Below are 25,944 nucleotides of genomic sequence, written 5' to 3'. Positions count from 1 at the left end.
GCTGGTTCTCGCGATGCCCCTGCGGTTCAGGAGCGCATTCAGCAGGGTCGATTTGCCCACGTTCGACCGCCCGACGAACGCTATCTCGGGGTGCCCGTCGCGCGGGTACTCCTCCGGACGCAACGCGCTTTTCACGAACTCTACCGTGTCGATCCTCATGAACTCCGCGCCGTTCCCTTTCCTGCTGGCTTTTGATGATTGACTTACCTGTGTCCAGACAGGAATTATACAGGTATCTTGCGACAAAAGAAGCCTTGCGCATTCCGGAAAGAGACGCCCCATGAACCCACGCGACCTCATCAATCGATTGAACCTGCTGTGCCGGGGCTACCAGCACGCGCAGATACTGTTCGCCGCGCTGAAGGCGGGCGTATTCCAGCATCTCGAAAGGCCGCGCACCGCGGCGGAAGTGGCCGAGTGCGTCGGCTGGGACCCGCGCGGCATCCGCATGTTGCTGGACGGGCTCGTGGCGATCGAGCTGGTTGCGTCCGAGCGGGGCCGTTACCGCAACCTGCCGATTGCCGCGCAGTGCCTGGTGCCCGGCGCCCCCGCGGACCAGACGCACATCCTGGAACATTCCGCGAACGCCTATGAGACCTGGGGCCAGTTGGCCCGGGCCGTGCGCACGGGCAAGGCCATCATGCGCGAGCGTACCGACCGCACCCCCGAACAACTGCGCGCGTTTATCCTCGGCATGGCCGACCTCGCGCGCCACGGCGCGCCCGCCGTGCTGGAGGCCGTCGATTTTTCCGGCTCGCGCCGCATGCTCGACGCCGGCGCGGGCCCCGGCGCGTACAGCATCGCTTTTCTCAAGGCGCATCCGCGGCTCCATGCGACCCTGTTCGACCTGCCGCCGGTCGTCGCCATCGCGCGCGAGCAGGTGGAAGCGGCGGGGCTCACCGGCCGCGCGGACTTCATCGAGGGCGACTTGGCGCGCGATGACCTCGGCGGCGGCTACGACTTGGTCTTCGTGTCAAACATCATCCATTCCTTCGGGCCCGAGGCGAACCGCGCACTGGTCCAGAAGTGCCACGCCGCGCTCGCGCCGGGCGGTATGCTCGTGATCAAGGATTTCCTCGTCGACGAAGACCGGACGGGGCCCGCGTTCAGCCTCGTGTTCGCGCTGAACATGCTCGTGCACACCGGCGAAGGGGACACGTACACCTGCGGCGAGGTAAGCGCATGGACCGATGCCGCGGGATTCAAGCCGGGCCGGTTCGCCGACCTCGGTTTCGCGTCCCGGTTGTGGGTCGCGGAAAAATAACGGCGCCACGCCCTGTTTGCCGCGCAGCGCCGTGCCAGATGCCGGTGTGCGGAGCGCTTACTGCCCGCGCGCGGCGCGAAGCGCGTCCGCGAAACGCCGGGCGTTTTCGGTCAGTCCCTTGAAATCCCGTTTCTTCATCAATTCCTTGCTGATCAGATTGCCGCCGACACCCAAGGCCACGGCGCCGGCCTTCACGAAGTCCTGGATCGTGTCCACATCCACGCCGCCCGTCGGCACGAGGGGAATCTGCGGCATCGGCGCGAGGACCGCCTTGACATAATCAGCCCCCCCCACGCTGCACGGAAACACCTTGATCAGGTCGCCGCCATGCTGCCACGCGTTCGCGATTTCCGTCGGCGTGAACGCGCCAGGCAGCGCGGGCTTGCCGTAGCGGTGAGCTGTCTTGATGACCGGGTCCGACATGACTGGCGACACGACGTATTGCGCGCCCGCGAGAATAGCGAGCCGGCACGTTTCCGTATCGAGCACGCTCCCCACGCCGATGAGCACGTCCGCGCCCGCGAGTTTCTGCGAGGCCGTCTCGATGCATTCGAGCGCGCCGGGCGTCGTCATGGTCACTTCGATACACCGGACGCCGCCCTCGGCCACCGCCTCCACAATACGCACGAGGTCGTCGCCCCCCGTGTCCGCGCGCACAATCGCGATGATCCCGTGTTCCCGCATAAAGTTGAGGATATCGAGCTTGTCCATAAGGCACCATAACTCCCCGCTTCGGCCACTTGCCGGTTCCTGACACGCGGGCATGCTATACTACGCCGCATGCGGAAAGCGACTTGTCTCCTGTGCCTGTGGGGGGTGTTTTGCGTGTCTCCTGCATGCGCCCGGGAACTCGGGGAGATGGCGCTGCGGCAGGCACTACGTGACCTCGGCAATGACTTCCGGCTCCTGTGCGTCGCCGCGCACCCGGACGACGAAGATGGCGCCACGCTGGCGCTGCACCGTTATAAGTATGGGGTGCAAACGTACGCGGTCATTGCCACGCGCGGCGAGGGTGGGCAGAACGAGGCGGGCCCGGAACTATATGAAGACCTCGCGGTCATCCGCACCTGCGAGATGCGAGCCGCAGCCGCAATTACAGGGGCCGAACTGCACTTTCTCGACCTGCCGGACTTCGGGTATTCCAAGTCAATCGGGGAAACGCAGGCCATTTGGGGCGAACAGGAAACGCTGCGGCGCATGGTCGGGAAAATCCGCGAGACCCGCCCCCATGTCATTATTACGCATCACGGGCGCGACCAGGACCACGGCCATCACCAGGCCATTGGCAAAGCCGTTCTGGACGCCTTTGACCGGGCGGCGGACCCGGCCGCGTTCCCCGAGCAAATCGGGCAGGGACTCGCGCCCTGGCAAACACTGCGCCTCTATATCCGTGCCTGGACGCCGGAGAGCAGTTCGGTCACGCTCGACATCTCGGAGCTGGAACCCGCGCGCGGCCTGACCTACGCCGAAATTGCCGCGGAAGCCCTGCGCGCCCACGCGTCTCAGGGGATGACCTTCTTTATCGAGCGATATCTGACGGGACGCCCGAAAGTCCATTACGACCTCATCAAGACAGCCCCGGATATCCCTCAGAACGGTAACGAAGAGATTGCCGGGCCCCTCTTTGCCGGAATTCCGGCAGGACCGGAGCTACGCCGCGAGCAGTTGCCGCCGCCGTCCGCCGGTCGCGCCGAAGTTCTCGACGCGCTGTTGCGCGTGGTGCGGGCGCAGCCGTACACCGATGAACTCGGGACCCGGAAGCTGCTCCGCGCGGCGGCGTGCGCCGCGGAATTGCGCCTGGAAACCCGCGTGGACGACCCTGTGGTCGTGCCCGGCCAAGCCGTGCACATTCAGGCGACGCTAACCGACTTCGGGCGGCAGGACACACTCACCACCGCTTTTTCGTGTTCCTGGAGCGATTCGGACAGCCCGGTGCTCTCCGGCGCTGTACCCCTGCGCGATGGTCAAGCCACATGGGAATACACGCTGACCGTGCCGGATGATGCGCCGTTCACCCTGCCCGCGCGCGAACACGTCTTTGACGCGCGCACGTCCGATCCGCAGATTCGGATAACGGCCCGCGCGGTCCGCAGTGACGTTTTGCCTATTCACGCCGGGGCGCGGGTTGAGGTCGGCGCGCCTACGGAAGTCTTGTTCCTTGACGCTCCGTATCTTGTGCGGGCAACGGAAACGGCCGCGCTGCGCCTCGATATCCTCTGCACCAACCGCGCGCCCGGTGCGCGAACGGAGGAACTGCGTCTCGAAGTCCCCGAAGGCTGGTCCGCGAAGGCACCAGTCTTTCCGCTGCAATTCGAGCACGAAAACGAACAGCAATGCCTGCCAGTCACACTGCGCCTGCCTGAGGCCGTCACGGAAGGAATGTATGCGCTCCGCGCGCGGCTGAGCAAGGATACGGAAGCCGCGACGGCGGTTGTGCGCGTCGTGGAATTGCGCCTGCCGGACATCGAGCGCGCCGGTCTTGTCGAGAGCTACGACGACACACTGCGCACGACGCTGCTCAAGCTGGGTCTGCCGCATGTCTCGCTTACGAACCGGGATTTCCATGCCGCGGCGCTCGACGCGTGCGGGGTCATCCTGGCAGACATGCGCGCGTATCAATACCGTCAGGACCTGGTTGCGAATAACCGCGCGCTGCTCGACTACGTGCGGCGCGGCGGCACGCTCATCGTGATGTATCATAAGACCTTCGACTGGAAACCGGAATACGCGCCCTACCCCATCCACCTGTCCCGCAACCGCGTGACACGGGAGGACGCGCCGGTCACCCTGCTCGCGCCGGACCATCCGCTGTTTTGCGCGCCCAATCTCATCCGCCCCGGCGACTGGGACGGCTGGGTGCAGGAACGGGGCCTGTATTTCCCCGAACGCTGGGACACCGCCTATACTCCGCTCCTTGCCTGTAATGACCCCGGGGAGGACATTCCTCCCGGAGCATGCCTGATTACACGGCATGGCGAGGGCTTGTATTGTTACTCAGCGCTGGCCTGGCACCGTCAACTGCGCGAACTGCATCCCGGGATGCTGCGTCTCTTCGCGAATCTCTTGGCGCTTGAATGACAGCCGTGCTATCCTGAACGCGAAACACCAGCGGGGCAGTGCGCCGCCTTCGGGCACGAACAAAGGAGCGGGGCGGTCATGAGCGCGAGACGCGGGTTCACCCTGATCGAACTGCTTGTGGTCATTGCGATTATCGGTATCCTTGCGGCAATCCTGCTGCCCGCGCTGGCGCGGGCCCGCGAATCCGCGCGCCGCGCCAGTTGCCAGAACAACCTGAAAGAATGGGGGCTGGTGTTCAAGATGTACGCCAATGAGGACCCAGGCGAGCGCTGGCCCACCTTGCAGCTCGGCGTACGGCCCAAGTGCAACGGGGACCCGGTCCACATTCTCGACGTCGGCCCGGACATGTGGCAGGTGTATCCGGAATACCTGAACGACCCGATGATCACGTTCTGTCCGTCCGACTCGGGCCTCGACAGCGAGGTTGCGTACGCCAAGAACGGCACGGACGTGTTCTGTTTCGGCTGCGCCAGCAACAACTACCGGCGTTGCGCGCGCGCGACGGATTCGAGCTACAATTACCTCGGCTGGGTCATGGACCGCACGGACCCGCGCTACGGCGTGCTGCCTGTCGCGCCGCTGCTGACGCTTGCCGCGATGACCGGCGCGGATGTCAGCGGCGTCACCACCACCGAGGCGTCGGCCCAGCTGATTGCGGGGGTAACCCGCCTGCTTGAAGAAAACGTGCAGTACCTCGACGTGCTTTCCAGCCCCGAATCGGCGTCCCCGGACCGGGTCAATGCCGCCAACCAGATCGCGGACAAGGACCTGGATATGAGCGGCGTCCCGGGAACCGGCAACGGCGGCGGAAACAGCATCTACCGGCTGCGCGAAGGAATAGAACGCTTTCTCGTCACCGACATCAACAATCCCGCCGCCACGGCCCAGGCTCAAAGCACCGTCTTTGTCATGCTCGACCAGCTATCGACCATCCCTTCCGACTATAATCACGTGCCGGGCGGCTCGAATGTGCTGTACCTGGACGGCCACGTGGACTTCCTGCGTTACGAGGAGCAGGGTACGCCGCCTGTGAACGGCGGCGTCGCCGTCGTCGTCGGTTTACTGACCCTGCTCGCGACGTGACCGCGCAATGAAAGGGACTATTCGACCATGCCAAAACCGGTAGCGCTGGCCATCGGGGCGCATCCCGATGACATCGAATTCATGATGGGGGGCACCCTGCTTCAATTGAGGATGGCAGGCTACGAACTGCACATGATGAACATTGCGAACGGTTCGTGCGGCACGGCCACGCTCACGCGCGAGGCCATCATTGCGCGCAGGCTCGAGGAAGCCCGCAGCGCGGCGCGGGCGCTGGGCGCGCATCTCCACGACCCGGTCGTCGATGACCTCGACATCCTCTACACCAAGCCCCTGCTCAAGCAGGTCTGCGCCGTCGTGCGCGAGGTCCGCCCTTCCATCATGCTTGTTCCCTCGCCCCAGGACTACATGGAAGACCACATCCACGCGTGCCGGCTCGCCGTGAGCGCGGGTTTCTTCCGCGGCATGCGCAATTTCACGACCACGCCGGCCCGCGAACCCGTTGCGGAAGAGGTTACCCTGTACCACGCGTTGCCCTATGGCCTCACCGACAGCCTGCGCCGCGTCGTGCGGCCCGGCCAGTTCGTGGATGTCACCGGCGTGCTCGCGCAGAAACGGGAAGCGCTTGCCTGCCATCGCAGTCAGAAGGAGTGGCTCGACGTCAGCCAGGGCCTCGACAGCTACCTCCACGCCATGGAAGACATGTCGCGAAAGGTGGGCGAATGGTCCGTCGTTTTCGAGTACGCGGAGGGGTGGCGGCGCCATGCGCACCTGGGCTTCTGCGGCGAAGACGCCGATCCGTTGAGCGAAGCGCTCGGCGACAAGTGCCTCGTCTCCGGGGAATACGAGCGCGCATTGAAGGAGGGGCGCATCCTCGACTGACGGAAGCAGAAAAACGCGAGCAGGCCTGTAAGCCGGATTCTGTCTGGGGGCCGAAACCCTGAGGCGGCCATTCCTCTAGGCCGCGCGTCGCCGCGCGGCTCCAGCATCCTACCCGGGAGCGGCGCGGGCCACGCCATTGCTCCCCTATTTGGACTTGCTCCGGGTGGGGTTTAGACGGCCGCCGTGTCGCCACGGCGCCGGTGCGCTCTTACCGCACCATTTCACCCTTGCCTGTGCCCGTCTCCGCCGGAGGCTTCGGCGGACCATCGGCGGTGTCGTTTCTGTTCCACTTTCCGTCGGGTTGCCCCGCCTTGGCGTTACCAAGCACCCTGCCCTGTGGAGTCCGGACTTTCCTCGCCGGGCCGAAGCCCGCCGCGACCGCCCGGCCTGCTCGCGACAAGCAGTATGACATGTTGGGGAACGGGTTGGCTACTGTCCGCGCACAACTCCTCCCCAAGAGAACCGCTGACCGCCCCCGCCCCGTCAGTCTGCAGACTTTCATGAAATTGAATTGCCCTTCCACGAAACCTCGGCTAGAATGGCAACGTCGAAACGGGTCGAGCCGCTTGAGAAGCATCATCACGGCCAATTTGCAGGTAAAAGGCATCGACAACGACCTTTATCAGGCCTTGGCTGAGCAGGGCCACCCAGGATAACGGGCCGATCAGCCAGGAGGCTGTCACCACACTCCAGGCGTACCTGAACCGCTCCATTGAATCTCCCGAGGAGGCAACAAGAGCTTTCCTTGCCCTTGCCGGTCCGCGGCCGGACAGGCGTGGCGCCGGGGCTATCGCCGCCGACATCAGGAAATCACGCCGTAACAGGCGGGCACGCAGGATTGGCAGGCTGTTTCGCGTTGTCGAGGTCTCTCGCGCCATAATGGAGGTATTCGCCGGATTCAAAGCTTATCTGGAGCGCAGCGGCAAGAGATTGGATGACTCTGACTTGATGATGGGAGCAACTGTATTGAGTTGTGGCTACTGGGTTGTCGCGAATAATGAGCGGCATTTCCGCCCAATCCCAGGGTTGGGAATCGATGACTGGACCAAGTTCCAGCCACTATTGTGATTTGACGATAAACTCTCGAGGTTCTAAACACGTATGAGCCGTTTCGGAGTCACCGCCGCGAAAGAAGCTGACCTCCTGGCGCGCATGGCGCGCCTGGACCTGCACGAAGAAGACCTGGACGAACGCTTCGTCACGAGCGGCGGGCCCGGTGGCCAGAAGGTGAACCGGTCGAACACGTGCGTGCAGTTGACGCATGGGCCGTCGGGCATAGAGGTGAAGATGCAGCGGGCGCGCTCGCAGGCCTTGAATCGCTTTCTCGCGCGGCGGCGCCTGTGCGAACTGCTGGAGGAGCGGTTGCTGGGCCGCGAAAGCCCCGAGGGGAAGCGGCGCGACCAAGCGCGCAAACAGAAAGCGCGGCGACTGCGCCGCGCGCGCAAAAAAGCGGCTGCCGGCGTTTCCCCCCACGCGAGCGGCGGCTCGGAAGGGAAATGACTGGTGGAAGACACGGTGTTCAATCCCACGTGCGGTCCCCTTGGCCCCATGAGTCTCATGCGACCCTTGGCTCTTGCCCGAGACGGGAAAGGCAACAATGATGGCCGCTGAAAACCGGGTCCTGCCTGCGTTCCATGTGATGGCGAAACCCACGGGCCCGATCTGCAACCTCGACTGCACGTATTGCTTCTACCTCGAGAAGGAGAAACTTCATCCCGGCCGCGCCGACTGGGCCATGACCCCGGAGGCGCTCGAATCGTTCATCCGGCAGTACCTCGAATCGCAGCAGACGCCTGAAGTCATCTTCGCGTGGCAGGGCGGCGAACCGACCTTGCTCGGATTGGATTTCTTCCGCCGCGCCGTCGCGCTGCAGCAGCAATACGCAAACGGCAAGCGCGTCAGCAACTCATTCCAGACGAACGGCATCCTGCTCAACGACGCGTGGTGCGCGTTTCTCGTCGAGAACCGTTTCCTGGTGGGACTCTCGATCGACGGCCCCGAGGAGTGTCACGATCGATACCGCGTGGACAAAGGGCAGCATGCCACGTTCCAGCGGGTCATGCGCGCTATCGCGTGCATGAAGAAACACAACGTCGAATTCAACACGCTCACGTGCGTGCAGCGGCACAATTCGCGCAGTCCGCTCGAGGTCTACCGCTTCCTCAAAGAAGCGGGGAGTGGGTTCCTGCAATTCATACCGATTGTCGAGCGGCGCGCGCCGGACCAGGGCACGGAGGGACTGACGCTGGTCACGCCGGACCACGCCGCCGCGGACGTCACCGAGTGGTCGGTCGAGCCGCTGCAATATGGCAAGTTCCTGGCCGCCATCTTCGACGAGTGGGTCCGCAACGACGTGGGCAGGTACTTCGTCCAGATCATCGATGTGACGCTGCCCGCATGGCTGGGCGGAGAGCCCGCGTTGTGCGTATTCCGGAGCACGTGCGGCGACGCGATGGCCCTCGAATCGAACGGCGACCTCTACGCCTGCGACCATTTCGTGTACCCCGAGTATCGCCTAGGCAACATCGTCGAGGACGGTCTGGCGAAACTGGCGAATTCGGAAGCGCAGCGTCAATTCGGGCAGGACAAGCGCGACTCGCTGCCGCGCTACTGCCGCGAATGCCCCGTGCATTTCGTCTGCCACGGCGAATGCCCCAAGCACCGCTTCCTCCGCACGCCGGGCGGCGAACCGGGGCTGAATTATCTGTGCGAGGGCTACAAGCACCTCTTCACGCACATCGACCCGTACATGCGGTTCATGGCAAACGAACTGCGCATGGGCCGGCCCGCGGCAAACGTCATGCGCCGGGTGCGCACGCAGGATCTGAATGCCGAGGGCAAAACCGCGCCCGGCCCGAATGAGCCTTGCATCTGCGGCAGTGGCCGCAAGTACAAGAAGTGCTGCGGCCGCCGGGCCTAAGTTGCCGTTGGGAAGTCAGCCTCGATGCGCAAGATGCCCAGTCGCGTCAGCGCGAAATCGTAACGCACCGGGTCCTCGGGGCAGATGCGGCGAAACGCTTCCGTCACTTCCACTGCGGTGCGCAAATCCGCCGGCTTGCGCTCCGTAAAGCCCAGCTTCCGGCAAATGCGGTGCATGTGCGTGTCGAGCGGCACGATGAGCCTCGCGGGGTCAAGCCCCGGCCACGCGCCCGGGTCCACCGCGTCTTGCCGCACCATCCACCGCAGATAAAGCCACAGCCGCTTGCATGCGCTGCCGCGCCGCGGGTCCGGCAGCAGATAGTTGTTCTCCAGCCGCGCTCCCTTCCGCAGTTCACAGACAAACCGCGTCAGCGCAAGCCTGTAGTCCGTTTCCTGCGGGCGCGCGCAGGCTTGAAAGCACGCGCCCAGCGAGCCGTGGGCCCGCAGGACGCGCCCTATGCCCGACAGCAGGTCCGCCAATTCGCGTCCCCGCACGTAGCGATGGCGGAAACTCCCAAACAACCGCAGCAACTCCTGCGATTCCGCGGCGGGCAACTGAGCGGCAGGTCGCGGCAAGCGCGTCAGAACCGCGCCCACGCTGCGGAGGATCGTCTTCACGTTCCCAAACGCCAGGGCCGCCGCGATCAGGCCCACGACTTCCTGGTCCGCCGGGTCTGAATAGCGCAGAACCGCGGCCAGCGGGTCAGGATAAATGAACTCTGGCCGGTTAACCTGTTCGTACAGGCGGTTCAAGGTTGTCCCGATACCGCCCGAACCTCCTTGCAGACCGCACACGGAGACAAGAAGCAAGTCATGCTTTAGGTCATGGGAGTTCTTTCCATTAGAGGTCCTCTTCAATGCCGCTTCAACCAGTCGCGGATGGTGTTTGTCACGTAGGCCGCTTCGTCGTGATGCACCCAGTGGTCCGCGTTGGGCAGCGTCACGATGGTCAGGTCCGCGGCCACCCATTCCCACGTGTTGTTCAGCGCGTGATGGTGCAGCGCGGCGTCTTTCAGCCCGTGAAACAGCAGCACCGGCGCCTGGACCGGCGGGAGCGGTTGTGTCGTCTCGACATACGGTTCGCGGGGATAGTTCTGCCTGTAATAATGCAGCATCGCTTCCAGGTCGGAATTGCGGAACGCTTCGACATAGGTTTCACGCAGCGCGGCGTCTTCCTTGGCCACAAACAGGGCCAGCATTTCCGGCTTGATGGCTTCATGCGCGCCCGGCTGCTGGAACGCGCGCGCATAGGCGCTATTCGCCTGCTGCTCAGGATTGTGCGCCAGTTCGCGGGAGATGCCCCTCGGGTGCGGCAGGTTGCAGATGATCAACTTGCCGACTCGTCGCGGTTGCAGCATCGCGAGCGTCCACGCGACCAGTCCGCCCCAGTCGTGTCCCATGACAATCGCCTTCTCGGCGCCGAAATGGTCGATGACCGCCACGACGTCCGACACGAGCAGCGTAATGTCGTAACACGCCTGGCCCTTCGGTTTGTCGCTGAGATTGTAACCCCGCTGGTCCATGGCGACGCAGTGGTACGCGTCGGACAACCCCTCCATCTGGAACCGCCACGAATACCAGAAATCAGGAAATCCGTGGATCATTACCAGGAGCGGCCCCTCCCCCACGCTCGCGTAGTGGATCTTGACCCCGCCGTTGTTTATGCAGCCGTGTTCTGCATGATCCATGGGTCTCGTCGCTCCTGTTTGCACAGCCGTTTCGGGCAACGCCGCATTATTCCCGGCAGGACCGCGCAAATCCAGTCCGCAAGCCGCATATCACCGCCGCGACTGCCCCAATCGGTTTTTCAAGGCGGCAGGACCGGTAGCAGGTTTGCATACGGAAACGGCCGCAGCCCACACTCGAAACCTGCATTTTCGAGTTTCGGTCCTATAAGATATGGCATTCGCCGCCGTGGCGAACAAAAAGACATAAGCCAACCGTCTGGGAGAAGGATGTCATGGGCATTTCAAGAAGGAAGTTTCTGGGCTCTTCGGCTGCGGCCGTCGTAGTTGCCGGGACGATGGCGAAGGGCAAGGTGTTCGGCGCGAATGATCGCATCCGCGCTTGCGTAATTGGGTTCAACGGGCAGGGCAATAGCCATATTGAAAACATCATGGAACAGCCCGACGCGGAAATCGTCGCGCTGTGCGACGTGGATCAGCGGGTCATGGCGCGAGGAGTGGCGCTGGTAAAACGGAAACAGGGCAGTGCGCCCAAGACTTATGTGGACGTTAGGGACGTCATGGCCGACCCGGACATCGATGTGGTCAGCACGGCTACGCCGAACCACTGGCATTCGCTGATCGCCGTGTGGGCGTGTCAGGCGGGCAAGGACGCCTACATCGAGAAACCGATGGCGCACAGCATCTGGGAAGGGCGGCAGGTGGTCGCCGCCGCGGAGAAACAGGGACGCATCGTGATGCACGGCACGCAGAGCCGGTCAAATCCGACGCTGATCCGCGATATCGGGTTGATGCACAAGGGGTTTATCGGCGAGATCGTCCACTCGCGCGGCTACGTATACAAGAACGGGAACCGCATGGCAATCGGGCACGGCGCGCCCGCGGATGCACCCGAATATCTGAACTGGCCGCTCTGGCAGGGGCCGGCGCAGGACCAGCCGTATCTCGTTAATGTCGATGCGGAGCGTCCGCGCGGGCTGCTGGTACATTACAACTGGCACTGGGTCTGGGAATATGGAAACGGCGAAATCGGCAACCAGGGCGTGCATGAGATGGACATCGCGTGCTGGGGCCACAATCGCGGCCTGCCGGTGAAGGTAACGAGCGCGGGCGGGCGCTACAAGTGGGACGACGATGGCGAAACGCCGAACACGCAGGCGACCCAGTTCACGTACGCGGACGGAAGCATGATGACCTTCGAGGTGCGCAACCTGGGTTCCTTCCAGGAGGCGGAAGGCGGCGATTGCGGCAACAGCTTCTTCGGTACGGAAGGCTACTACGTGCGCGGGCGCGGCTTCTTCGACTATAAGGGCAAGCCGATCGAAGTGACCGAGCCGGAGCCGGAGGGTCTGCCCAAATTCGCCCACTTCTTCAAGGCGGTGCGCTCGCGCAATGTGGCGGATGTGACGGCGCCGGTGCTGCCCGCGCATCTTTCCTGCGTGCATTGTCACCTTGGCAACATCGCGTATCGCATCGGCCACACGCTCAACTTTGACCCGGCGTCGGAATCCTTTACGGACTGCAGCGAAGCGAACGCCCTGGTCAAGCGCCAGTACCGCGAAGGATTCGAGGTGCCCCAACTGGCTTGAGCAACACGGAGCGCGAAGCAATCGCGGGGTGGCTGGCTCCAAGCCGGCCGCCCTCCTCGTTTCCGCGCACGTCCCTGTGATTTCGTGTCCTGCGTTGGCCTACAATGGGGCCTCATCCGGAGCCCGTGCCCGCCGACTGAAGCGGGTGCCCCAGGGAAAGCACCCGCCGGACCGCCGGAAGATGGGACATCATGCTGCATGGCCACGACATCATAGTGTTCACCTACGCGGACTGGCACGCCGTCAAGAGCACCCCGCAGCATCTGTCCCGGCTGCTCGCTGAGTCAAATCGCGTGCTGTACGTGGATATGCCCCGCTCGTTCCTGCGATTCCTCAAGGGTGAGGACGTGCTGAGCGCGGGCGCGTGGGTGGGGCCGGCGGTCCAGCAGGTCCTGCCCGGCTTGTTCGTGTTCCGGCCGCCGCAGCGCTTCCTGCCGGTCGGCCATCTGCCGTTCCGGGTCGCCCGGCGCGCGCTTGCCGCGAACGGCTTCTTCCTCGCCCGCATGGTGCGCCGCTACGCGCGCGAACTGGGCTTCCAGAACCCGATTCTGTGGAACTTTTCGCCGATCCATGGCGGCGCCGTGCACCACATTCCGCACGTGCTCGGCATTCACGACGTGTGCGATGAATGGGCCAACTACATCGAGGAGCGCGCCGGGCGCAAACTGGTGGACTGGATGGACAGACGCCTCGCGGCAAACGCGGACCTGCTCTTTGTCTTCTCGCGGCATATGCGCAGCCGCCGCGAAGGGTTGTGCCCGGAGACGCACGTGGTCTTGCCCGCGGGCGACGTGGCGCACTATTCCCGGGCCAATGACCCGGACCTTGCCGTGCCGGACGACCTCGCGCGGATTTCCCGGCCCCGCATCGGCGCGATTTGCGTCATTGAACCGGCCCGTTTCGACCCGAAGCTGATTGTGTATATGGCCGCTCAGCGCCCTCACTGGTCTATTGCCCTGCTCGGGCCCATTCGCGGTCCGGTGGACCTGACGCCCCTCCGGCAATACCCTAACGTGCACGTGATGGACAACCGCCCGTTGGAGGACATGCCCGCCTACCTCAAGGGTATGGACGTGGCCATCGTGCCGTATGCGATCAACGACGCGACACGGGGCATCTACCCAATGAAGATTCAGGAATATCTCGCGGGGGGCAAGCCGGTAGTCTGTCCAAAGTTGCCGGAATGTCTGGGCCTCGATGGCGTAGTCTCCTTCGCGGAGACGCACGACGAGTTTGTACGGCAGGCCGACCGCGCCCTTGCCGAGGATAACCCGGAACGCCAGGCGGCGCGGCGCGCGGTGGCCGCCAGGAATTCGTGGCGGAACCGGCTTGAAGAGCGCTGCAGCCATATCGAGCGGACCTTGGAGACAAAAGCGCAAGCACGCGGCGCGTGAAACGGGGCCCGTCCGCTGCACGAGTACCCCTGCCGCCTTCCAGGATTCCGGAACAGGGCGGAACGGTCAATCGTTCAGGTCGACGCCAATAATGCGCTCGTGGGGACGGCTCTTGGCCTTGAGCAGGCTCTTCATGGCCTCGCCCAGCACTTGCTCCGCGCCTTTGGCCTTGCTGTTGTGGCACGTCACCACGCCGATACTGATGCCGGCTTCCGTTGGGAAACAGGGGTCGCTGAAGGTGACGGAGTCGATCTCATGCAGAATCTTGCGGGCGTAGCAGATAGCTTCCTTGAGCGGTGAATGGGGCAGCACGGCGGCGAAGATGGCGCCGTCGTAGCGCGCCAGTACGTCGTAGTTGCGCGACGCGTTGCGCAACGCCAGCGCGATTTCCGCCAGGATATCGTCCAGCGAGGCCGTGCCCTGGTCTTCCTCGACCGCGTGCAGTTCGTCCACCTCGACCAGCACGCAGGAAACGGGGTGGTTATAGCGGTGCGCCTTCTCCACCTCCTCCTGCAGACGTTCCATGAGGTAACGCCGGTTGCGCAGACCCGTGAGATGGTCGGTGTACGCAGTGTCGAAGATAGGCTCCGGATGGGAGCGAAGCACATCGTCAATCTGCCGCGTGCGCATGATCGAGTCGATGCGCAGCATCACGATGGGAAGATTGTACGGCTTCGTAACGTAATCCGCCGCGCCCAGCGTGAAGCCCCGCTTCACATCTTCGTCCGAACCATGGACGGTGACGAAAATAACGCCGATGTCGCGCGTGTGCGGGTCTTCCTTGAGAGCTTGGCAAACAGCGAAACCATCCATATCCGGCATGGACACATCCAGCAGGAGCAGGTCAACCTCCCCCGTGCGGCAGGCCGCCAAGGCCGCTTCACCCGAGTGGACTGCGTAGGCCTCGTAGTTATTGGCCGAAAGACCTTCTACCAGGACGGATGCCGCATCAACATCGTCGTCCGCCACGCACACGCGCCAGTTTTTCACAATATACCCCTGCACACACCTTACTTGGCTTCAGGTTCAATGACTATCCATCGGAACCCGTCATGAGTGTACCCTACACTGCCGTATTTGCGCAAATTTCGGCTGCCGTCAAGGGTAAATTCAATGAGTTGTTTCCGTAGGCTCAACCCACGTAAAATAGCTTCGCCTAAGGGTTTAAACGTCCCTCTTCCCCCGTATCCCAGCAGCGGAACGGCACAGGCTCGGGGCGGAAAACCCGGCCCGTGGCCTTGGAGGCAGGCGGGAAAACCGCGCCGCCAGCGGAGCAGCCCGAGTATGGACGGACCTTTTCAGACGCGGCGTTCCAGGAAACGTCTTGGCATCAATATCACACCGCTCGTGGACGTGATGTTCATTCTGATTATCTTCTTCACCGTATCATCGACGTTCCGGTCGCATCTGGGCGTGGATGTCGTTCTGCCCCGTTCCTCGACCGCCATGGAAGAGGCCCAGGGAACCCATGAACTTGCGGTCAACGCCGCCGGTGACTTCTATTGGAACGGACGGCGAGTCGATGCGGCGGCCCTGGATGCGGAACTGAACGCACTTCTGCAGCGGGACCCCGAAGCGGCTATCGTGTTGCGGGGGGACGAGGCCGCGCCCTTTCAAGCGGTGGTTGCGGCGATGGATGCCGCGCGCCAGGCAGGCGCGGTCCATCTGGTAATCCCGACGCAAATCAAGGAAGCCGCGGGCACGCCGTAGGAACGCCCGGATGCCGCTGCCGCTAGTTCTTGCCCGTCGGCTTGGTCCCGGAAGGATGCGGGCCGGGCGGCCGGATGGCTTCGATGCTCAACGCGGGCTTCGCGGGTTCCGGCTCCTCGGCCTTGTCCGCGGAGGATGGTTCGGAAGGAGCTATCGGGCCTTGGATAGGCGCGACATCGAGTCTCGTGCGGCGGCGCGGCTTCGGGCCGGGTTCCGGGGCCGGCGGCGGCGCAAGGGGGGCTTCCGCCAGACGCGTCAGTTGCGCGGCGTGTTCGGTGACAATGGCGGTGCCGATGCGCCCCAGGCGCTCTGCCAGAGCTTCTCTTTCTTTCACGCCGGGGTATTGAGCCAGGAAACTCCGCAGCGTCTCGCGCGCCTGCCGCGGGTCGTCGAGATGCCGCTCGTACACGTCGCACAGGCGCAGCACGACCGGCGCCGCCTCCTCTCCCGTGGAACAACAGGCGAGCGCGCGTTGAAGCCAGGCGGGCGCCTCTTTCTCGCGGTTGAGACGCAGCAAGTTGTTCACGATGCGCATGGGAATCTCCGTGTCACGGGGATAGATGCGCGCGAGCACAAGATAGCCCTCAAGCGCGCCTTCGTAATCGCGCTGGTGTTCCAGCGCTTCTTCAGGCCCCATGCGCGGGTGGTCGGGGTTGCCCCGGTGCCCGGGCATCATGAAATCCACAATGAGCCAGGATAGGAGTGAGATGGCCATATGCCCGTAAAGCGCCACCGCCGATGTGAAAAGGCCGAGTATCGCGAAGATCACATAGGCGGCCGCCTTTTCAAACCAGTATTCGAGCACTTGCACTTCGACGGCCACGAACACGCCTACCAGCGCCAACGTGATCGCTTCGACAATCGGAGGGATGTCGTCGTGAAACCGGAATCGCCGTCTCAGGTTGTAGATGCCCCAGGCCACGTACGGTATCAGCAGCAATTCCGTCAGTACGGCGAGAATCCCCGGCAGGGATGTGTATTCATTGTCAATCGCCGATTGCATGTGTCCGTCTGCCCATGCCTCGAGAACCGTTCACGCTTCGAGGCTGAACCAGGAGACTGCTCCCGGTCAAGCATGCCGCGCGCGGCCGCTCCCTGATCCGCCTCGAAGCCCGATATCAGAATGCCGATAGACGCCGCAACACCTCAAGGCGTTCCTGAATATCCGGCGGGGTGATGTCCGCAAGCCGCGCCGGGCCGAACGCCTCGCACGTAAAGGAAGCGACTACCGTGCCATACGCGACGGCGCGCCGCAACGTTGCGGGCGAAGTGTCGCCCGCCTGTGCGACAGCGCCGAGAAAACCGCCTGCGAAACTGTCGCCCGCGCCCGTGGGGTCCACCACGGTATCGAGTGGAAGCGCGGGGATGACAAAGACCTCGCGGGTTGCGTCGAACAGCATCGCACCGTGCTCGCCCTTCTTGACGACTACTATCTCCGGGCCCAGCGCCTGTACACCGCGGGCGGCGGCTACGACATTGGCCTCGCCCGTCAACTGACGCGCCTCGGCGTCATTGATGATCAGGGCGTCCACTTCCCGCAGCACGGCGCGCAAGGCATCCGGCGTTGTCGCAATCCACAGGTTCATGGTGTCCATGGCGACGAAACGGGGCCGCGTCTGCGCAAGCACATCCGCCTGAAGCGCGGGATGGATGTTGCCGAGGAAGAGAAAGTCGGCCGAGCGCGCCGCTTCCGGGACATTCGGACGAAAATTCTCGAACACATTGAGCTGGGTGTCGAGCGTATCGCGCTGGTTGACGTCGGCGTGATACCGTCCGGCCCAGCGGAATGTCTTGCCCGGAGCGCGTTCGAGTCCGGTGAGGTCGATGCCCTTCGCGGCCAGAAGCTGCAGGTGCCGGTCGGGGAAATCGCCGCCCACGACGCCCACGAGATGCACCGGGCTGAAATTGGCTGCGGCAAGCGCAAAATAGACAGCCGCGCCGCCGAGCCCGTCCTCATTCTTGCCCCAAGGGGTTTCCACGGTGTCCAACGCCACGGAACCTACAACGGTAATATGCACGCTGCTTTCTCCCTTCTTCGCGTAGCGGCGCGGACATCCCGCCCCTGACTTCCAACTGACAGGATTGCGTCTTGCATTCAACCCGCCAGGCTATCTGGTTCGCCGGGCGCTGAAATGCCCAGATGGTCCATTTTATATTTCAGGATACGGCGCGTCGTGCCCAGGAGGTCGGCCGCCTGCGACTGCACGAAATTGGCCCGATCCAACGCGCGCAGGATCAGGTGGCGTTCGAGCCGGTTGACGGCCTCCTCCAGCGGCAAACCCTCAAATTCCTCGAAATTCCGCGCCGCTTCGGGGCCGGAACCAGGCAGGATCTCTTCGAGGTGCTCCGCCTGCAACACGGTCTCAGCGCTGTGAATCACGAGCAGCCGCTGTATCGTGTTCTCGAGTTCGCGCACGTTTCCGGGCCACGAATACGAGGCGAGCCGGGCGAGAGCTTTTGGCGCGAGCGCGGTGCAGCGCGCGTTCAGGTGCGGGGCCTGCTGGGCGATGAAATGCGCGGCAAGCCTGGGGATATCCTCGCGACGTTTGCGCAGCGGCGGCATCTCGATCTGCAGCACATTGACGCGATAGAAGAGGTCCTCGCGGAACCTGCCCTCCCGCACCGCTTCCTGCAGGTTCCGATTGGTGGCGCATATCACGCGGAGGTCCACGTGGATGGTCTTGGACGCACCGACCGGATAGAAGCAGCCGTCCTGAAGCACGCGCAGCAGCTTGACCTGTGCGTCGAGCGGCATTTCGCCTATCTCGTCAAGAAACAGCGTGCCGCCGTCCGCTACTTCGAGTTTGCCGACCCGCGTTTCCATCGCGCCGGTGAATGCGCCTTTCACGTGCCCGAACAGTTCGCTCTCCACGAGTTGTTCGGGAATAGCGCAGCACGAGATGGGGACGAAAGGACCGTCCGCCCGTTTGCCGCCGCAGTGAATGGCCCGCGCGATAAGGTCTTTGCCGGTCCCGCTTTCGCCTGTAATCAGCACGGTCGAATCGACCTGCATGGCCTGGCGCGCCTTCGCAAGCGTGCCCAGCAGGGCGGGCGCGTCGCCTATGATCTGCTCGAAGCCGGCGGCGTCGCGTTCCCGAAGCGCGAGCAGTTCCCGCTGCTTGCGCCGCTCGCACAGGACACGGTCCGCGAGGCGGAGCAGTTCGTCCACGTCGAAGGGCTTGACCACGAAGTCGCGTGCACCCCGTTTCATCACGTCCACGGCTGTCTGAACATTATTGGAAGCCGTGACCACGATGACGGGGATGATTTCGCCCTGCTCCTCGAGCCGCGCGAGAAAATCGAGCCCTGTAATGCCGGGCAAAATAAGGTCCAGGATGATCAAATCCACGTGATGCTGTTCGAGCAGTTCAAATGCCTGCACGGCGTTTTCCGCAAGCAACAACCGGTATGTGCCGCCCAGAACCAGTTCATAGGACTTGCGAACGCTGTATTCGTCATCCACCGCGAGTATGGTTTGCATGGGGTGTTCCCGAGGCGGGCAATTGCAGCGCGAAGCAACTGCCGCCCTTTTCGCTGTGCAAGAGCCGGATATCGCCCTTGTGTTGTTTCATGATGCGGTTCGCAATAGCAAGTCCCAATCCCATGCCGCGTTCTTTGGTGCTGAAAAAGGGCAAAAACACGTTGGCCGCGTCTTGTTGTGCGATGCCGGGGCCGGTATCCGTAACGCGCACCTCGATACAGCCGTTTTCACGGCTGGTTCGCACGGACAAGGTGCCGCCGTGCGCCATCGCATCGATAGCGTTTCGCAAGACATTGGCGACCGCGGTTCCGAAATGGTGCGAGTCGATTTCCGCCTGCGCGCCGCCCGACTGCAGTTCCGCGTCTACCGTGATGGCGTGCTCGCGCATTTCGTCGCGCAGCACGTCCAGCACGTGTCGGACGGCTTCGTCGACATTGGTGGCTTCGAGCGCAAGGCGCGGCGTTTCAGCAAACGCATACAGCGTTTCGACCACGGCGTTGATGCGGGCCACCTCATTCTGCACGACGTCCGAGAACGAGTCGCGGAAGTCGGGCGCGTCGTACTTCTTGGGCAGCAATTGCGCGTATGTGCTGATGGCAACCATCGGGTTCTTGATTTCCTGCGCCACGCGCGAAGCCAGATAGCCCCAGACGGGGCTGAGCGCGAGTTCGTCGTGACCCTCGTCGCGTTCGGGCAGACGCGAGAATACAACCACGACGCCTTCCTCGCCGAGTGGCGTCGCGCTGAGCCCGAGCGTCGCGTTGATGGCCGGGTCGTGAAATTCGCAGCGGAGCCGGGGCGTGCCATCGGACAAGGTGCGCAGCACCACGTCGGCAAAGGCGGAGCCGAGCCGCTGCACGCTTCTTCCCACAAGGTCGATGGCTCTCACGTTCAGCAGCCGTTCGGCGCTCTGGTTCATCATGACGACGGTCTTGTCCGGCGCGATCGTGACCACGCCCGCGTTGATGTGCGCGAGCACGCGGTCGAGCCGCGCCTGGCGCCGCGCGATTTCGGCATGGCTCTGCGCGCGATCGAAGGCCAGCGAAACACACCGCGCCACGAGCGCGAGCAGTTCGCGTTCCTCGACCGTGTACGCGCCGCCCGCGACGCGCTCGCCGAGCAGCACGGCCCCAAATACCTGGCCCGCGCGAATCAACGGCGCGCCCAGCACGGCGTGGAGGAGCCGCATTTCCTTCGCCGCGGCCGCGGCGTGCAGGCCGGCGGGCGCGGCGGGTGCTTCGACGGCATGGCGGTCAATCAGGCAGGCGTGCGCGTCGAACCAGCGCATCAACCCGGCGGAGAAGCTGAGACGCAGCGGCTGGGCGATGTTGTCGGGCAGGCCCTGGCTCGCGGCGACGCGCACGAGCCCCTGTTCTTCAAGGAGGACCGCGCTGCGCGCCGCGCCGAATATGTCGACCGTCGCCTCGATCAAGGCGTGGCTAAGCCGCCCCGGGTCTTCGCTGTGGCTGGAGGCGCGGCTCAACCAGCGCAACGCCATCTGGTGTTGTTGCAGCAGCGGCGCGCCCGGCATTCCATGCGGCGCCGATGAGGGCAGGGGCGCCTCCTGCACCGGCGGGGGCGCGGTCAGGCGCTCCACCTCGGCGCGCAACGCCTCGCACGAGAACGGCTTGGGCGCGCAGGCATCCGCGCCGCATCGGGCAAACGCTGCCTGCGTGACGAGGTCGCCGCGCGCGGTCAGGACGATCACCGGCGTGCCAGGGGCCAGCGCCTTGATGGGCGCCAACGCATCCATGCCGAGACCGGGGCTGTCGTCCAGGACGATAGCGTCCGCCTGCAACGAGACCAGGCGGCGGCCGGCCGCCTCGACGCGGTCTTCGAAAAGCAGGAGGTCTCCCTCGGGCCACGCCGCCCGTATGGATTCGCGGATAGACCGCTCCTCGGCTATGACGAGAATCACTCTCATAGCGTGTGCCTCTGCGCCGGCTGTCCGGCTGTTAGAAGTGGAAAGGTAAGCGTAAAGAGCGTGCCCATGCCGGGAATGCTCGACACGTCGATGACTCCATTATGACTGCTGACAATGCCCTGCACCACCGAGAGACCGAGCCCGCTGCCGTTGGCCTTGGTGGTAAAGAACGGCGTGAACACCTGGTCCAGCGCGTCCTGCGGGATGCCGCATCCGGTGTCAGCGATGGAAATCTTGACGCATTCCGCGTCGAGCAGCGGGGGCGCATCCTTGCGGCGCAGGTGCGCTCGGTCATACCGCATGGTCACGGTGATCTGGCGTTCGCGGCTGTCCTGCAGAGCGTCGATGGCGTTCAGCAGCAGATTGAGGAAGACCTGGTGCAATTGCTGGTCGTCGCCGCTGATTTCACGGTCGCCTTCAATGAGGTTCGCGCTGACCTTGATGCCGAGCTTGCGCGTCTGGCTCTCGACAAGCGTGAGGGTGTCCTGCAAGATGCGGCACACGTTCTGCGGCGCGAACCGCACCGGTTTCGGGCGGGCGAAGTCCAGCAAACGCGTGACGATGGCGTTGATGCGGTCCACTTCCTGCAGGACGATCTCCGAAAACGTCGTACGGAATTCCAGGTCTTGATAGCGGGTGGGGAGAAGCTGCGTGAAGGTCTTGATCGAGACCAGCGGATTCTTGATCTCGTGCGCCATGCCGGCCGCGACCGTGCCCAGCGACGACAACCGGTCCGCGCGCTGCACGTTGGCTTCAAGCCGCTTGATCATCGTCAGATTGAAAACGAGCGCCATCGCGCCGAGGCTCTCGCGTTCATTGCGCGCCAAAAGCGAAGCGGAAATCAAGACCGGGATGTTCTCGCCGTCCGGTCCCACGATAACGGTTTCAAAATCGCTGATCGGGCGCTGCTCCGCGAGGGCGCGGCGCAGCAGATCCCCCAGCGGCGGACGCAGCGTTTCCATGCGCTGTCCCGCGCGCACGTCGCCCAGGATGTCGCGCGCGCCCTGGTTTACCGTAGTGATCACGCCGTTTACCCCGACGGCAACGACGCCGCCGCGCATGTTGGCCATGATCCGTTCAAGGTGCAGGTTGACCTCCTCAATCTTCCGGTACAGCCGGGCGTTTTCAATGGCCGCGCCAAGCGGGCCCGCCAAGGTGGAGAACAGGGTAATGTCCTCATTGGTGTAGATGTCGCGCGAGGTCTTCTCGCCCAGCAGCAGGAGCCCGGCTACGCCAGACGCCGTTTTCAGGGGCACGCAGAGAAAGGTGTCCAGGTCCGCCACCTGTTCCGCAATACGGATACGAGCCGGCGTGGGGCGGCTGTGCAGCAACTCTTCAAGCACGATGGGTTCAGGGTGCTCCGCTACGTAGGCAAGCAGGAAGTCGTAATCGATGCTTTCCCGGCCAATTTCCTCGGGGCGTGTCGAGTATTCGGTGATCAGGGTGTCGCGCTGCTTTTCCCCCGCGAGCACGACGCGCACCTGCGACACGCCGAGCGTGTTCCGGATATCTTCGCAAACCCGCGCAAGCAGCGAGTTGAGATGCATGAATTGCGCGGCTTCGCGGCTGATACGCTCCATGAGCAGGCGCGCATCGTAGCGCCGTTTCAGCATGGCCCGGTCCAGCACGAGTTGTACCCGCTCCCGGAGGGGCTGGATGACCAGTGCAATAAGCAGGGCCGCCAGCGCCGTGGTCAACAGGTCGCGCGCGTGGCCTGTCGCGCTGACCAGGTAATGCACGATGGCGACGGAGCCGAGGAAAATCGCCACGACCGCCGCCGTAAGAATCGCATAGACGGTGCTGCGCGAGACGATCACCCAGATGTCCAGCAACTGGTAGCGAATCATGCTGTAAGCAAGCACGCCCATGAGAAACACCATGAAACACGGCCCGTAGAGTTCGAGAGACCCGATGTTCATGACGGGCGCGAGCACGTTCGTGGCGGTGGCGAGCACGGTAGAGGCGAATACGCCAAGGAAGACGTGTTCGAGCTGGCGGCGCTGCACGCCCGCGGCTACGCGGAGTTTCGTCACCAGGTTGCCGAACGAGGCGACCATCGACGCGGCAACGAATACGCCGAAACTCATGAAGGCCGGGCCATACACAACGAGCGGCGGCTCGTCAGGGAAAACGGACAGCTCGTAGAGGTACCAGGGGGTATGCGCCGCGATGGCGACCAGCGCCGCGCCCGAATAGAGCCCGGCGAGCACCGCGCGCGACCCCAGGAATCGATGACTGGGAAAGCAGCCGCAGAAGTGATAGAAGGTGGCCGGCAGGAAACCGGCGATCATGAACGTGACCTTGATCCAGAGCCGGGCCGCATCCGGCGTATGGCAGTGGATGATCACCAGTACGCCCAGCGCCCACAAGGAAAGATTGAGCGTGAGCAGGGCGAAGATACGATGGGACAGCTTGCCCGAGTTCCGGTACAGGACCACTCCGCCCATGGCCACGCTCGACACCGCCGTGAGGCCAAGGAGCAGACTTGCCAAAGCTGTCTGGTCCAGAGGAAACATCAATTCCATCGCCGCAATAGGGCGGCACTGTGCGTGCCGCCGAAGCTGATCGACGCCACAAGCGCCGTACGCACGTCATTCAGACGCGCCTGATTCGGCACGTAGTCCAGGTCGCACTGCGGGTCCGGCTCATCCAGATTGCGCGTGGGCGGAACGATGCCCTCCTGCAAGGCCATCAACGCGCCCGCCACGCCAAACAGCCCGCCCGCGGCGTAGGCCTGGCCCACCATAGATTTTACAGCAGAAACGGGCACGCGGTAAGCCTGTTCTCCGAGCACTTGCTTATAAGCGTTTGTTTCACAGCGATCATACATCTCGACGGCCACGCCGTGAGCCTGGATAAGGTCGATATCCGCGGGCTCCGCGCCTGCCTCGCGCAGCGCAATCCGCGCCGCACGCGCCAGAGCGCGCCCGTCCTGTTCCAGGATAAGCGGATTGCGCGCCTCCGCGGCAGAGCCGTTGCCCGCCGCTTCCGCGAACACCCGCGCGCCGCGGGCCCGCGCGAAGTCCGCACGTTCCAGAACCAGCGTGCACGCCCCTTCGCTCAGCACGATGCCGTCCCGGCGCCGGTCAAAGGGCCGCATCGCCTTTTCCGGTTCGTCGTTCCGCCGGGACAGAATACCCAGCGAGCACTGGGTCGCGAAGGACATGGGGAAAAGCGGCGATTCCGTGGCGCCCACGACGGCCGCGTCGGCATTGCCCAGGCGTATCTGGTTCACACCCCAGGCGAGCACGTCCAGCCCCGTCGCGCAACCGCTTGCGACCGTGACCGCCGGGCCGCGCAACCCGAATTCGATAGAAACGTGCGCCGTGGCCGCATGGCCCGAAAACGCGGACGACGCGAACTTGCTCACCTTGCGGAATCCCCCGGACTCGAAGGCCTCGACCTGCTCCTGATAGGCCTCGTTCGGGGACCCGATGCTCGTGCCTACCGCCACGGCGAGGCGGTCGTCGGGATAGCGGCCCGCATGAAGTTCCGCGTCTTCAATGGCCAGGCGAGCCGCCGCCACGGCCTGATGCACGTGCCGGTGCCAGTGCTGCACCAGGCGTTTGCCCATGAAATCCGAGGGTGAGAACTCCCAGAGTTCCCCGCCAATCTGGCAAGGGAACTCGGAAGCATCGAAACGGCGGATGCGGCCGATGCCGGATTTCCCGGCGGCCAGGGCATCCCAGAAGGCGCGCCGGCCCAGCCCGTTGCAGGCCAGCACGCCCACCCCCGTAATGACGACGGGGACCGGCGTCATGGCTCAATTCCCCACGGCGGCGCGCACCGACGTGTAGGGGACAAACGGGATGGTGTTTGCCGGGACCACCGCACGGTCGTTGAACGCCCGAACTTGTGCCGCGAGCGCCTCCGCATCGCCCACGAAAAGCAATTCGCGAAGCCGCTCGCTGTAACTCGCCTCCGCGTTGTGCTGACCGCACAGGCGCGCAAGCAGCGCCTCCCGCGCCGTGACCGCGGTCGGGAAACCCTCGAATTGAAGATCGCTCAAGAGTCCCGTGTACTCGCGGCGGATTTCGGCCGCCCGGCGGCCCTTCATGCCGTGAGACGCGTGCGCGTATGGCGCCGCAAAGGGGTCCGCCGCCGCTGCCGCCCAATGCGCTACGGCGCGCGGGTCGATATGGAATCCGAATTCCCGCGCGAAATCCCACCAGTCTGAACCGGGCGCCGCTTCCGGCAGCGCAAGCCGTACCGCATGAGGCAGGCTGCGCCGCACCAGCCGCAACGTCTCAGCGCGCGCGTGATAGTCGTCTTCCGGGCAGGGATACGTGAACCGGGCCTCGATGAACAACTCGGCATCGCGGCATGCCCGGAACACGGTCTCGATGGTGGTAACTCCGAAATCATGTCCGTAATAGTCTTCCAGCAGGCGCTGACTGCCCGTATCGACCTGAAACTGGATCGCACGGCAACCCGAGTCGCGCAGCGTGGAAACGGCGGCCGGGTCCGTGTGCCGGACATGCCCCGCCCGGCTGTAGCAGATGTGCAGACACTCACCCAGTATTTCGCGGCATATCGCGTCGAACGCCGCCGCGGGCGTCGCGCTGCCCAGAAAGTGAAACGCGCGCGCGCCGCAGTCCCGGCTCAACGCGCGCAGTTCGTCGCAGACCCTGCGCGGCGAACGCACGCGCACCTGATGCGGCTCGAACGGCGACCGCTGCGCTGTGTGCGGCACGTGGTCAAAACCCCTGCTCTCGCGCACGGTGAAGACGCGGAACTTGCCGCCTCCATATATCGCCGGGTAATACTCCCGGCGGTAGCAGGGCCATGGCAAGGCGTCGAGCCGGAGGATTTCCTCGCGGCGCGCCGCACGGATGTCAGCGCCTTCGCGAATAACCAGGTTGGGCAGATTCGTCCAGCTGTGTGCGAGGCGCATACCGTCCGCCAAGGCAACGACCGTCGGTTCCCCGTCTCCGACAATGCAGCCATCGACGAATTCCGAGGCTGCGAGGAGAAAAG

21 protein-coding genes, 1 other RNA gene and 1 pseudogene are annotated in these 25,944 nt (G+C 64.0%); 10 read left to right on the top strand and 13 right to left on the bottom strand.

What is annotated here, in order from left to right; all coding sequences use genetic code 11:
- The coding region (locus tag KA184_14415; protein MBP8130768.1) for a 50S ribosome-binding GTPase at positions 1 to 159 on the bottom strand (159 nt) is incomplete at its 3' end.
- Between the two features lie 121 nt (positions 160 to 280).
- On the opposite strand from KA184_14415, the gene KA184_14410 reads away from it, so the two are divergent.
- On the top strand, positions 281 to 1,264 hold the full coding sequence (locus tag KA184_14410; GenBank protein ID MBP8130767.1) for a methyltransferase domain-containing protein: 984 nt from the start codon (positions 281 to 283) through the stop codon (positions 1,262 to 1,264).
- 57 nt (positions 1,265 to 1,321) lie between these two features.
- On the opposite strand, the gene eda is transcribed toward KA184_14410, so the two are convergent.
- Positions 1,322 to 1,975, bottom strand: coding sequence for a bifunctional 4-hydroxy-2-oxoglutarate aldolase/2-dehydro-3-deoxy-phosphogluconate aldolase (eda, locus tag KA184_14405; protein MBP8130766.1), 654 nt, complete (start codon positions 1,973 to 1,975; stop codon positions 1,322 to 1,324).
- 147 nt (positions 1,976 to 2,122) lie between these two features.
- On the opposite strand from eda, the gene KA184_14400 reads away from it, so the two are divergent.
- The 3 genes from KA184_14400 (at position 2,123) to KA184_14390 (ending at position 6,265) form a co-directional block, all read left to right on the top strand.
- On the top strand, positions 2,123 to 4,342 hold the full coding sequence (locus tag KA184_14400) for a PIG-L family deacetylase (GenBank protein MBP8130765.1): 2,220 nt from the start codon (positions 2,123 to 2,125) through the stop codon (positions 4,340 to 4,342).
- 78 nt (positions 4,343 to 4,420) lie between these two features.
- Positions 4,421 to 5,425 carry a prepilin-type N-terminal cleavage/methylation domain-containing protein gene (locus tag KA184_14395; protein MBP8130764.1) on the top strand — a complete coding sequence of 335 codons (1,005 nt, stop codon included), beginning with the start codon at positions 4,421 to 4,423 and terminating at the stop codon, positions 5,423 to 5,425.
- Positions 5,426 to 5,452: 27 nt separating this feature from the next.
- Complete coding sequence (locus KA184_14390; protein ID MBP8130763.1) at positions 5,453 to 6,265, top strand: PIG-L family deacetylase; 813 nt, start codon at positions 5,453 to 5,455, stop codon at positions 6,263 to 6,265.
- Positions 6,266 to 6,277: 12 nt separating this feature from the next.
- Here the strand turns inward: KA184_14390 and rnpB are convergent.
- An RNA gene (gene rnpB / locus KA184_14385) (RNase P RNA component class A) lies at positions 6,278 to 6,659 on the bottom strand.
- 707 nt (positions 6,660 to 7,366) lie between these two features.
- Here rnpB and KA184_14380 point away from each other — a divergent pair.
- Both KA184_14380 and KA184_14375 read left to right on the top strand, forming a co-directional pair.
- Positions 7,367 to 7,765 (top strand): peptide chain release factor-like protein, encoded by a 399-nt coding sequence (locus KA184_14380; protein MBP8130762.1) that lies wholly within the window; start codon positions 7,367 to 7,369, stop codon positions 7,763 to 7,765.
- Between the two features lie 100 nt (positions 7,766 to 7,865).
- On the top strand, positions 7,866 to 9,185 hold the full coding sequence (locus KA184_14375) for an anaerobic sulfatase maturase (GenBank protein MBP8130761.1): 1,320 nt from the start codon (positions 7,866 to 7,868) through the stop codon (positions 9,183 to 9,185).
- On the opposite strand, the gene KA184_14370 is transcribed toward KA184_14375, so the two are convergent.
- Together KA184_14370 and KA184_14365 are read right to left on the bottom strand one after the other, a co-directional pair.
- Positions 9,182 to 10,153 (bottom strand): TIGR02757 family protein, encoded by a 972-nt coding sequence (locus tag KA184_14370; GenBank protein MBP8130760.1) that lies wholly within the window; start codon positions 10,151 to 10,153, stop codon positions 9,182 to 9,184. The genes KA184_14375 and KA184_14370 overlap by 4 nt on opposite strands.
- Positions 10,039 to 10,872 (bottom strand): alpha/beta hydrolase, encoded by an 834-nt coding sequence (locus tag KA184_14365; protein ID MBP8130759.1) that lies wholly within the window; start codon positions 10,870 to 10,872, stop codon positions 10,039 to 10,041. Before KA184_14365 ends, KA184_14370 begins: the two co-directional genes overlap by 115 nt.
- Positions 10,873 to 11,144: 272 nt before the next feature.
- On the opposite strand from KA184_14365, the gene KA184_14360 reads away from it, so the two are divergent.
- The 3 genes and pseudogenes from KA184_14360 (at position 11,145) to KA184_14350 (ending at position 13,852) form a co-directional block, all read left to right on the top strand.
- Positions 11,145 to 12,458, top strand: a complete 1,314-nt coding sequence (locus KA184_14360) for a Gfo/Idh/MocA family oxidoreductase (protein MBP8130758.1) — start codon at positions 11,145 to 11,147, stop codon at positions 12,456 to 12,458.
- A gap of 367 nt (positions 12,459 to 12,825) precedes the next feature.
- A pseudogene (locus KA184_14355) lies at positions 12,826 to 12,930 on the top strand (acetyl-CoA carboxylase biotin carboxyl carrier protein).
- A gap of 109 nt (positions 12,931 to 13,039) precedes the next feature.
- Positions 13,040 to 13,852: a glycosyltransferase gene (locus KA184_14350; protein ID MBP8130757.1), complete on the top strand. Its 813-nt coding sequence runs from the start codon at positions 13,040 to 13,042 to the stop codon at positions 13,850 to 13,852.
- A gap of 66 nt (positions 13,853 to 13,918) precedes the next feature.
- Here the strand turns inward: KA184_14350 and KA184_14345 are convergent, their stop codons facing one another.
- On the bottom strand, positions 13,919 to 14,842 hold the full coding sequence (locus KA184_14345) for a diguanylate cyclase (GenBank protein ID MBP8130756.1): 924 nt from the start codon (positions 14,840 to 14,842) through the stop codon (positions 13,919 to 13,921).
- Positions 14,843 to 15,136: 294 nt separating this feature from the next.
- Here KA184_14345 and KA184_14340 point away from each other — a divergent pair, with 294 nt between their 5' ends.
- Positions 15,137 to 15,562: a biopolymer transporter ExbD gene (locus tag KA184_14340; protein ID MBP8130755.1), complete on the top strand. Its 426-nt coding sequence runs from the start codon at positions 15,137 to 15,139 to the stop codon at positions 15,560 to 15,562.
- A gap of 22 nt (positions 15,563 to 15,584) precedes the next feature.
- Here the strand turns inward: KA184_14340 and KA184_14335 are convergent, their stop codons facing one another.
- From KA184_14335 to KA184_14305, 7 genes are all read right to left on the bottom strand, one after another.
- Entirely contained in the window at positions 15,585 to 16,565 is a 981-nt protein-coding gene (locus KA184_14335; GenBank protein ID MBP8130754.1) for a hypothetical protein, read from the bottom strand.
- Positions 16,566 to 16,680: 115 nt separating this feature from the next.
- Positions 16,681 to 17,580 carry a sugar kinase gene (locus KA184_14330; GenBank protein MBP8130753.1) on the bottom strand — a complete coding sequence of 300 codons (900 nt, stop codon included), beginning with the start codon at positions 17,578 to 17,580 and terminating at the stop codon, positions 16,681 to 16,683.
- A 77-nt stretch (positions 17,581 to 17,657) separates the two neighbouring features.
- Positions 17,658 to 19,043 carry a sigma-54-dependent Fis family transcriptional regulator gene (locus KA184_14325; protein ID MBP8130752.1) on the bottom strand — a complete coding sequence of 462 codons (1,386 nt, stop codon included), beginning with the start codon at positions 19,041 to 19,043 and terminating at the stop codon, positions 17,658 to 17,660.
- On the bottom strand, positions 19,018 to 20,967 hold the full coding sequence (locus tag KA184_14320; GenBank protein MBP8130751.1) for a GAF domain-containing protein: 1,950 nt from the start codon (positions 20,965 to 20,967) through the stop codon (positions 19,018 to 19,020). Before KA184_14320 ends, KA184_14325 begins: the two co-directional genes overlap by 26 nt.
- Complete coding sequence (locus KA184_14315) at positions 20,964 to 23,459, bottom strand: GAF domain-containing protein (protein MBP8130750.1); 2,496 nt, start codon at positions 23,457 to 23,459, stop codon at positions 20,964 to 20,966. The genes KA184_14320 and KA184_14315 overlap by 4 nt, the downstream gene beginning before the upstream one ends.
- A 23-nt stretch (positions 23,460 to 23,482) precedes the next feature.
- Positions 23,483 to 24,727: a beta-ketoacyl-[acyl-carrier-protein] synthase family protein gene (locus KA184_14310; protein ID MBP8130749.1), complete on the bottom strand. Its 1,245-nt coding sequence runs from the start codon at positions 24,725 to 24,727 to the stop codon at positions 23,483 to 23,485.
- A gap of 3 nt (positions 24,728 to 24,730) precedes the next feature.
- On the bottom strand, positions 24,731 to 25,944 hold a 1,214-nt coding region (locus tag KA184_14305), incomplete at its 5' end, for a hypothetical protein (protein ID MBP8130748.1).

The organism is Candidatus Hydrogenedentota bacterium (assembly GCA_018005585.1).
In the GTDB taxonomy this organism is placed as follows: Bacteria; Hydrogenedentota; Hydrogenedentia; order Hydrogenedentales; family JAGMZX01; genus JAGMZX01.
Note: the sequence above shows the minus strand (reverse complement) of the source record. Positions and strands in the feature narration are given on the sequence as shown.

What these genes read in the sequence shown, in the direction of transcription:
- KA184_14365 (MBP8130759.1), bottom strand. Translation starts at nt 10,872, where the DNA reads ATGGATCATGCAGAACACGGCTGCATAAACAACGGCGGGGTCAAGATC.
- KA184_14400 (MBP8130765.1), top strand. Translation starts at nt 2,123, where the DNA reads ATGGCGCTGCGGCAGGCACTACGTGACCTCGGCAATGACTTCCGGCTC.
- KA184_14390 (MBP8130763.1), top strand. Translation starts at nt 5,453, where the DNA reads ATGCCAAAACCGGTAGCGCTGGCCATCGGGGCGCATCCCGATGACATC.
- KA184_14380 (MBP8130762.1), top strand. Translation starts at nt 7,367, where the DNA reads ATGAGCCGTTTCGGAGTCACCGCCGCGAAAGAAGCTGACCTCCTGGCG.
- KA184_14410 (MBP8130767.1), top strand. Translation starts at nt 281, where the DNA reads ATGAACCCACGCGACCTCATCAATCGATTGAACCTGCTGTGCCGGGGC.
- KA184_14325 (MBP8130752.1), bottom strand. Translation starts at nt 19,043, where the DNA reads ATGCAAACCATACTCGCGGTGGATGACGAATACAGCGTTCGCAAGTCC.
- KA184_14320 (MBP8130751.1), bottom strand. Translation starts at nt 20,967, where the DNA reads ATGAGAGTGATTCTCGTCATAGCCGAGGAGCGGTCTATCCGCGAATCC.
- KA184_14370 (MBP8130760.1), bottom strand. Translation starts at nt 10,153, where the DNA reads ATGGGTGGCCGCGGACCTGACCATCGTGACGCTGCCCAACGCGGACCA.
- KA184_14375 (MBP8130761.1), top strand. Translation starts at nt 7,866, where the DNA reads ATGGCCGCTGAAAACCGGGTCCTGCCTGCGTTCCATGTGATGGCGAAA.
- KA184_14310 (MBP8130749.1), bottom strand. Translation starts at nt 24,727, where the DNA reads ATGACGCCGGTCCCCGTCGTCATTACGGGGGTGGGCGTGCTGGCCTGC.
- KA184_14340 (MBP8130755.1), top strand. Translation starts at nt 15,137, where the DNA reads ATGGACGGACCTTTTCAGACGCGGCGTTCCAGGAAACGTCTTGGCATC.
- eda (MBP8130766.1), bottom strand. Translation starts at nt 1,975, where the DNA reads ATGGACAAGCTCGATATCCTCAACTTTATGCGGGAACACGGGATCATC.
- KA184_14335 (MBP8130754.1), bottom strand. Translation starts at nt 16,565, where the DNA reads ATGCAATCGGCGATTGACAATGAATACACATCCCTGCCGGGGATTCTC.
- KA184_14360 (MBP8130758.1), top strand. Translation starts at nt 11,145, where the DNA reads ATGGGCATTTCAAGAAGGAAGTTTCTGGGCTCTTCGGCTGCGGCCGTC.
- KA184_14395 (MBP8130764.1), top strand. Translation starts at nt 4,421, where the DNA reads ATGAGCGCGAGACGCGGGTTCACCCTGATCGAACTGCTTGTGGTCATT.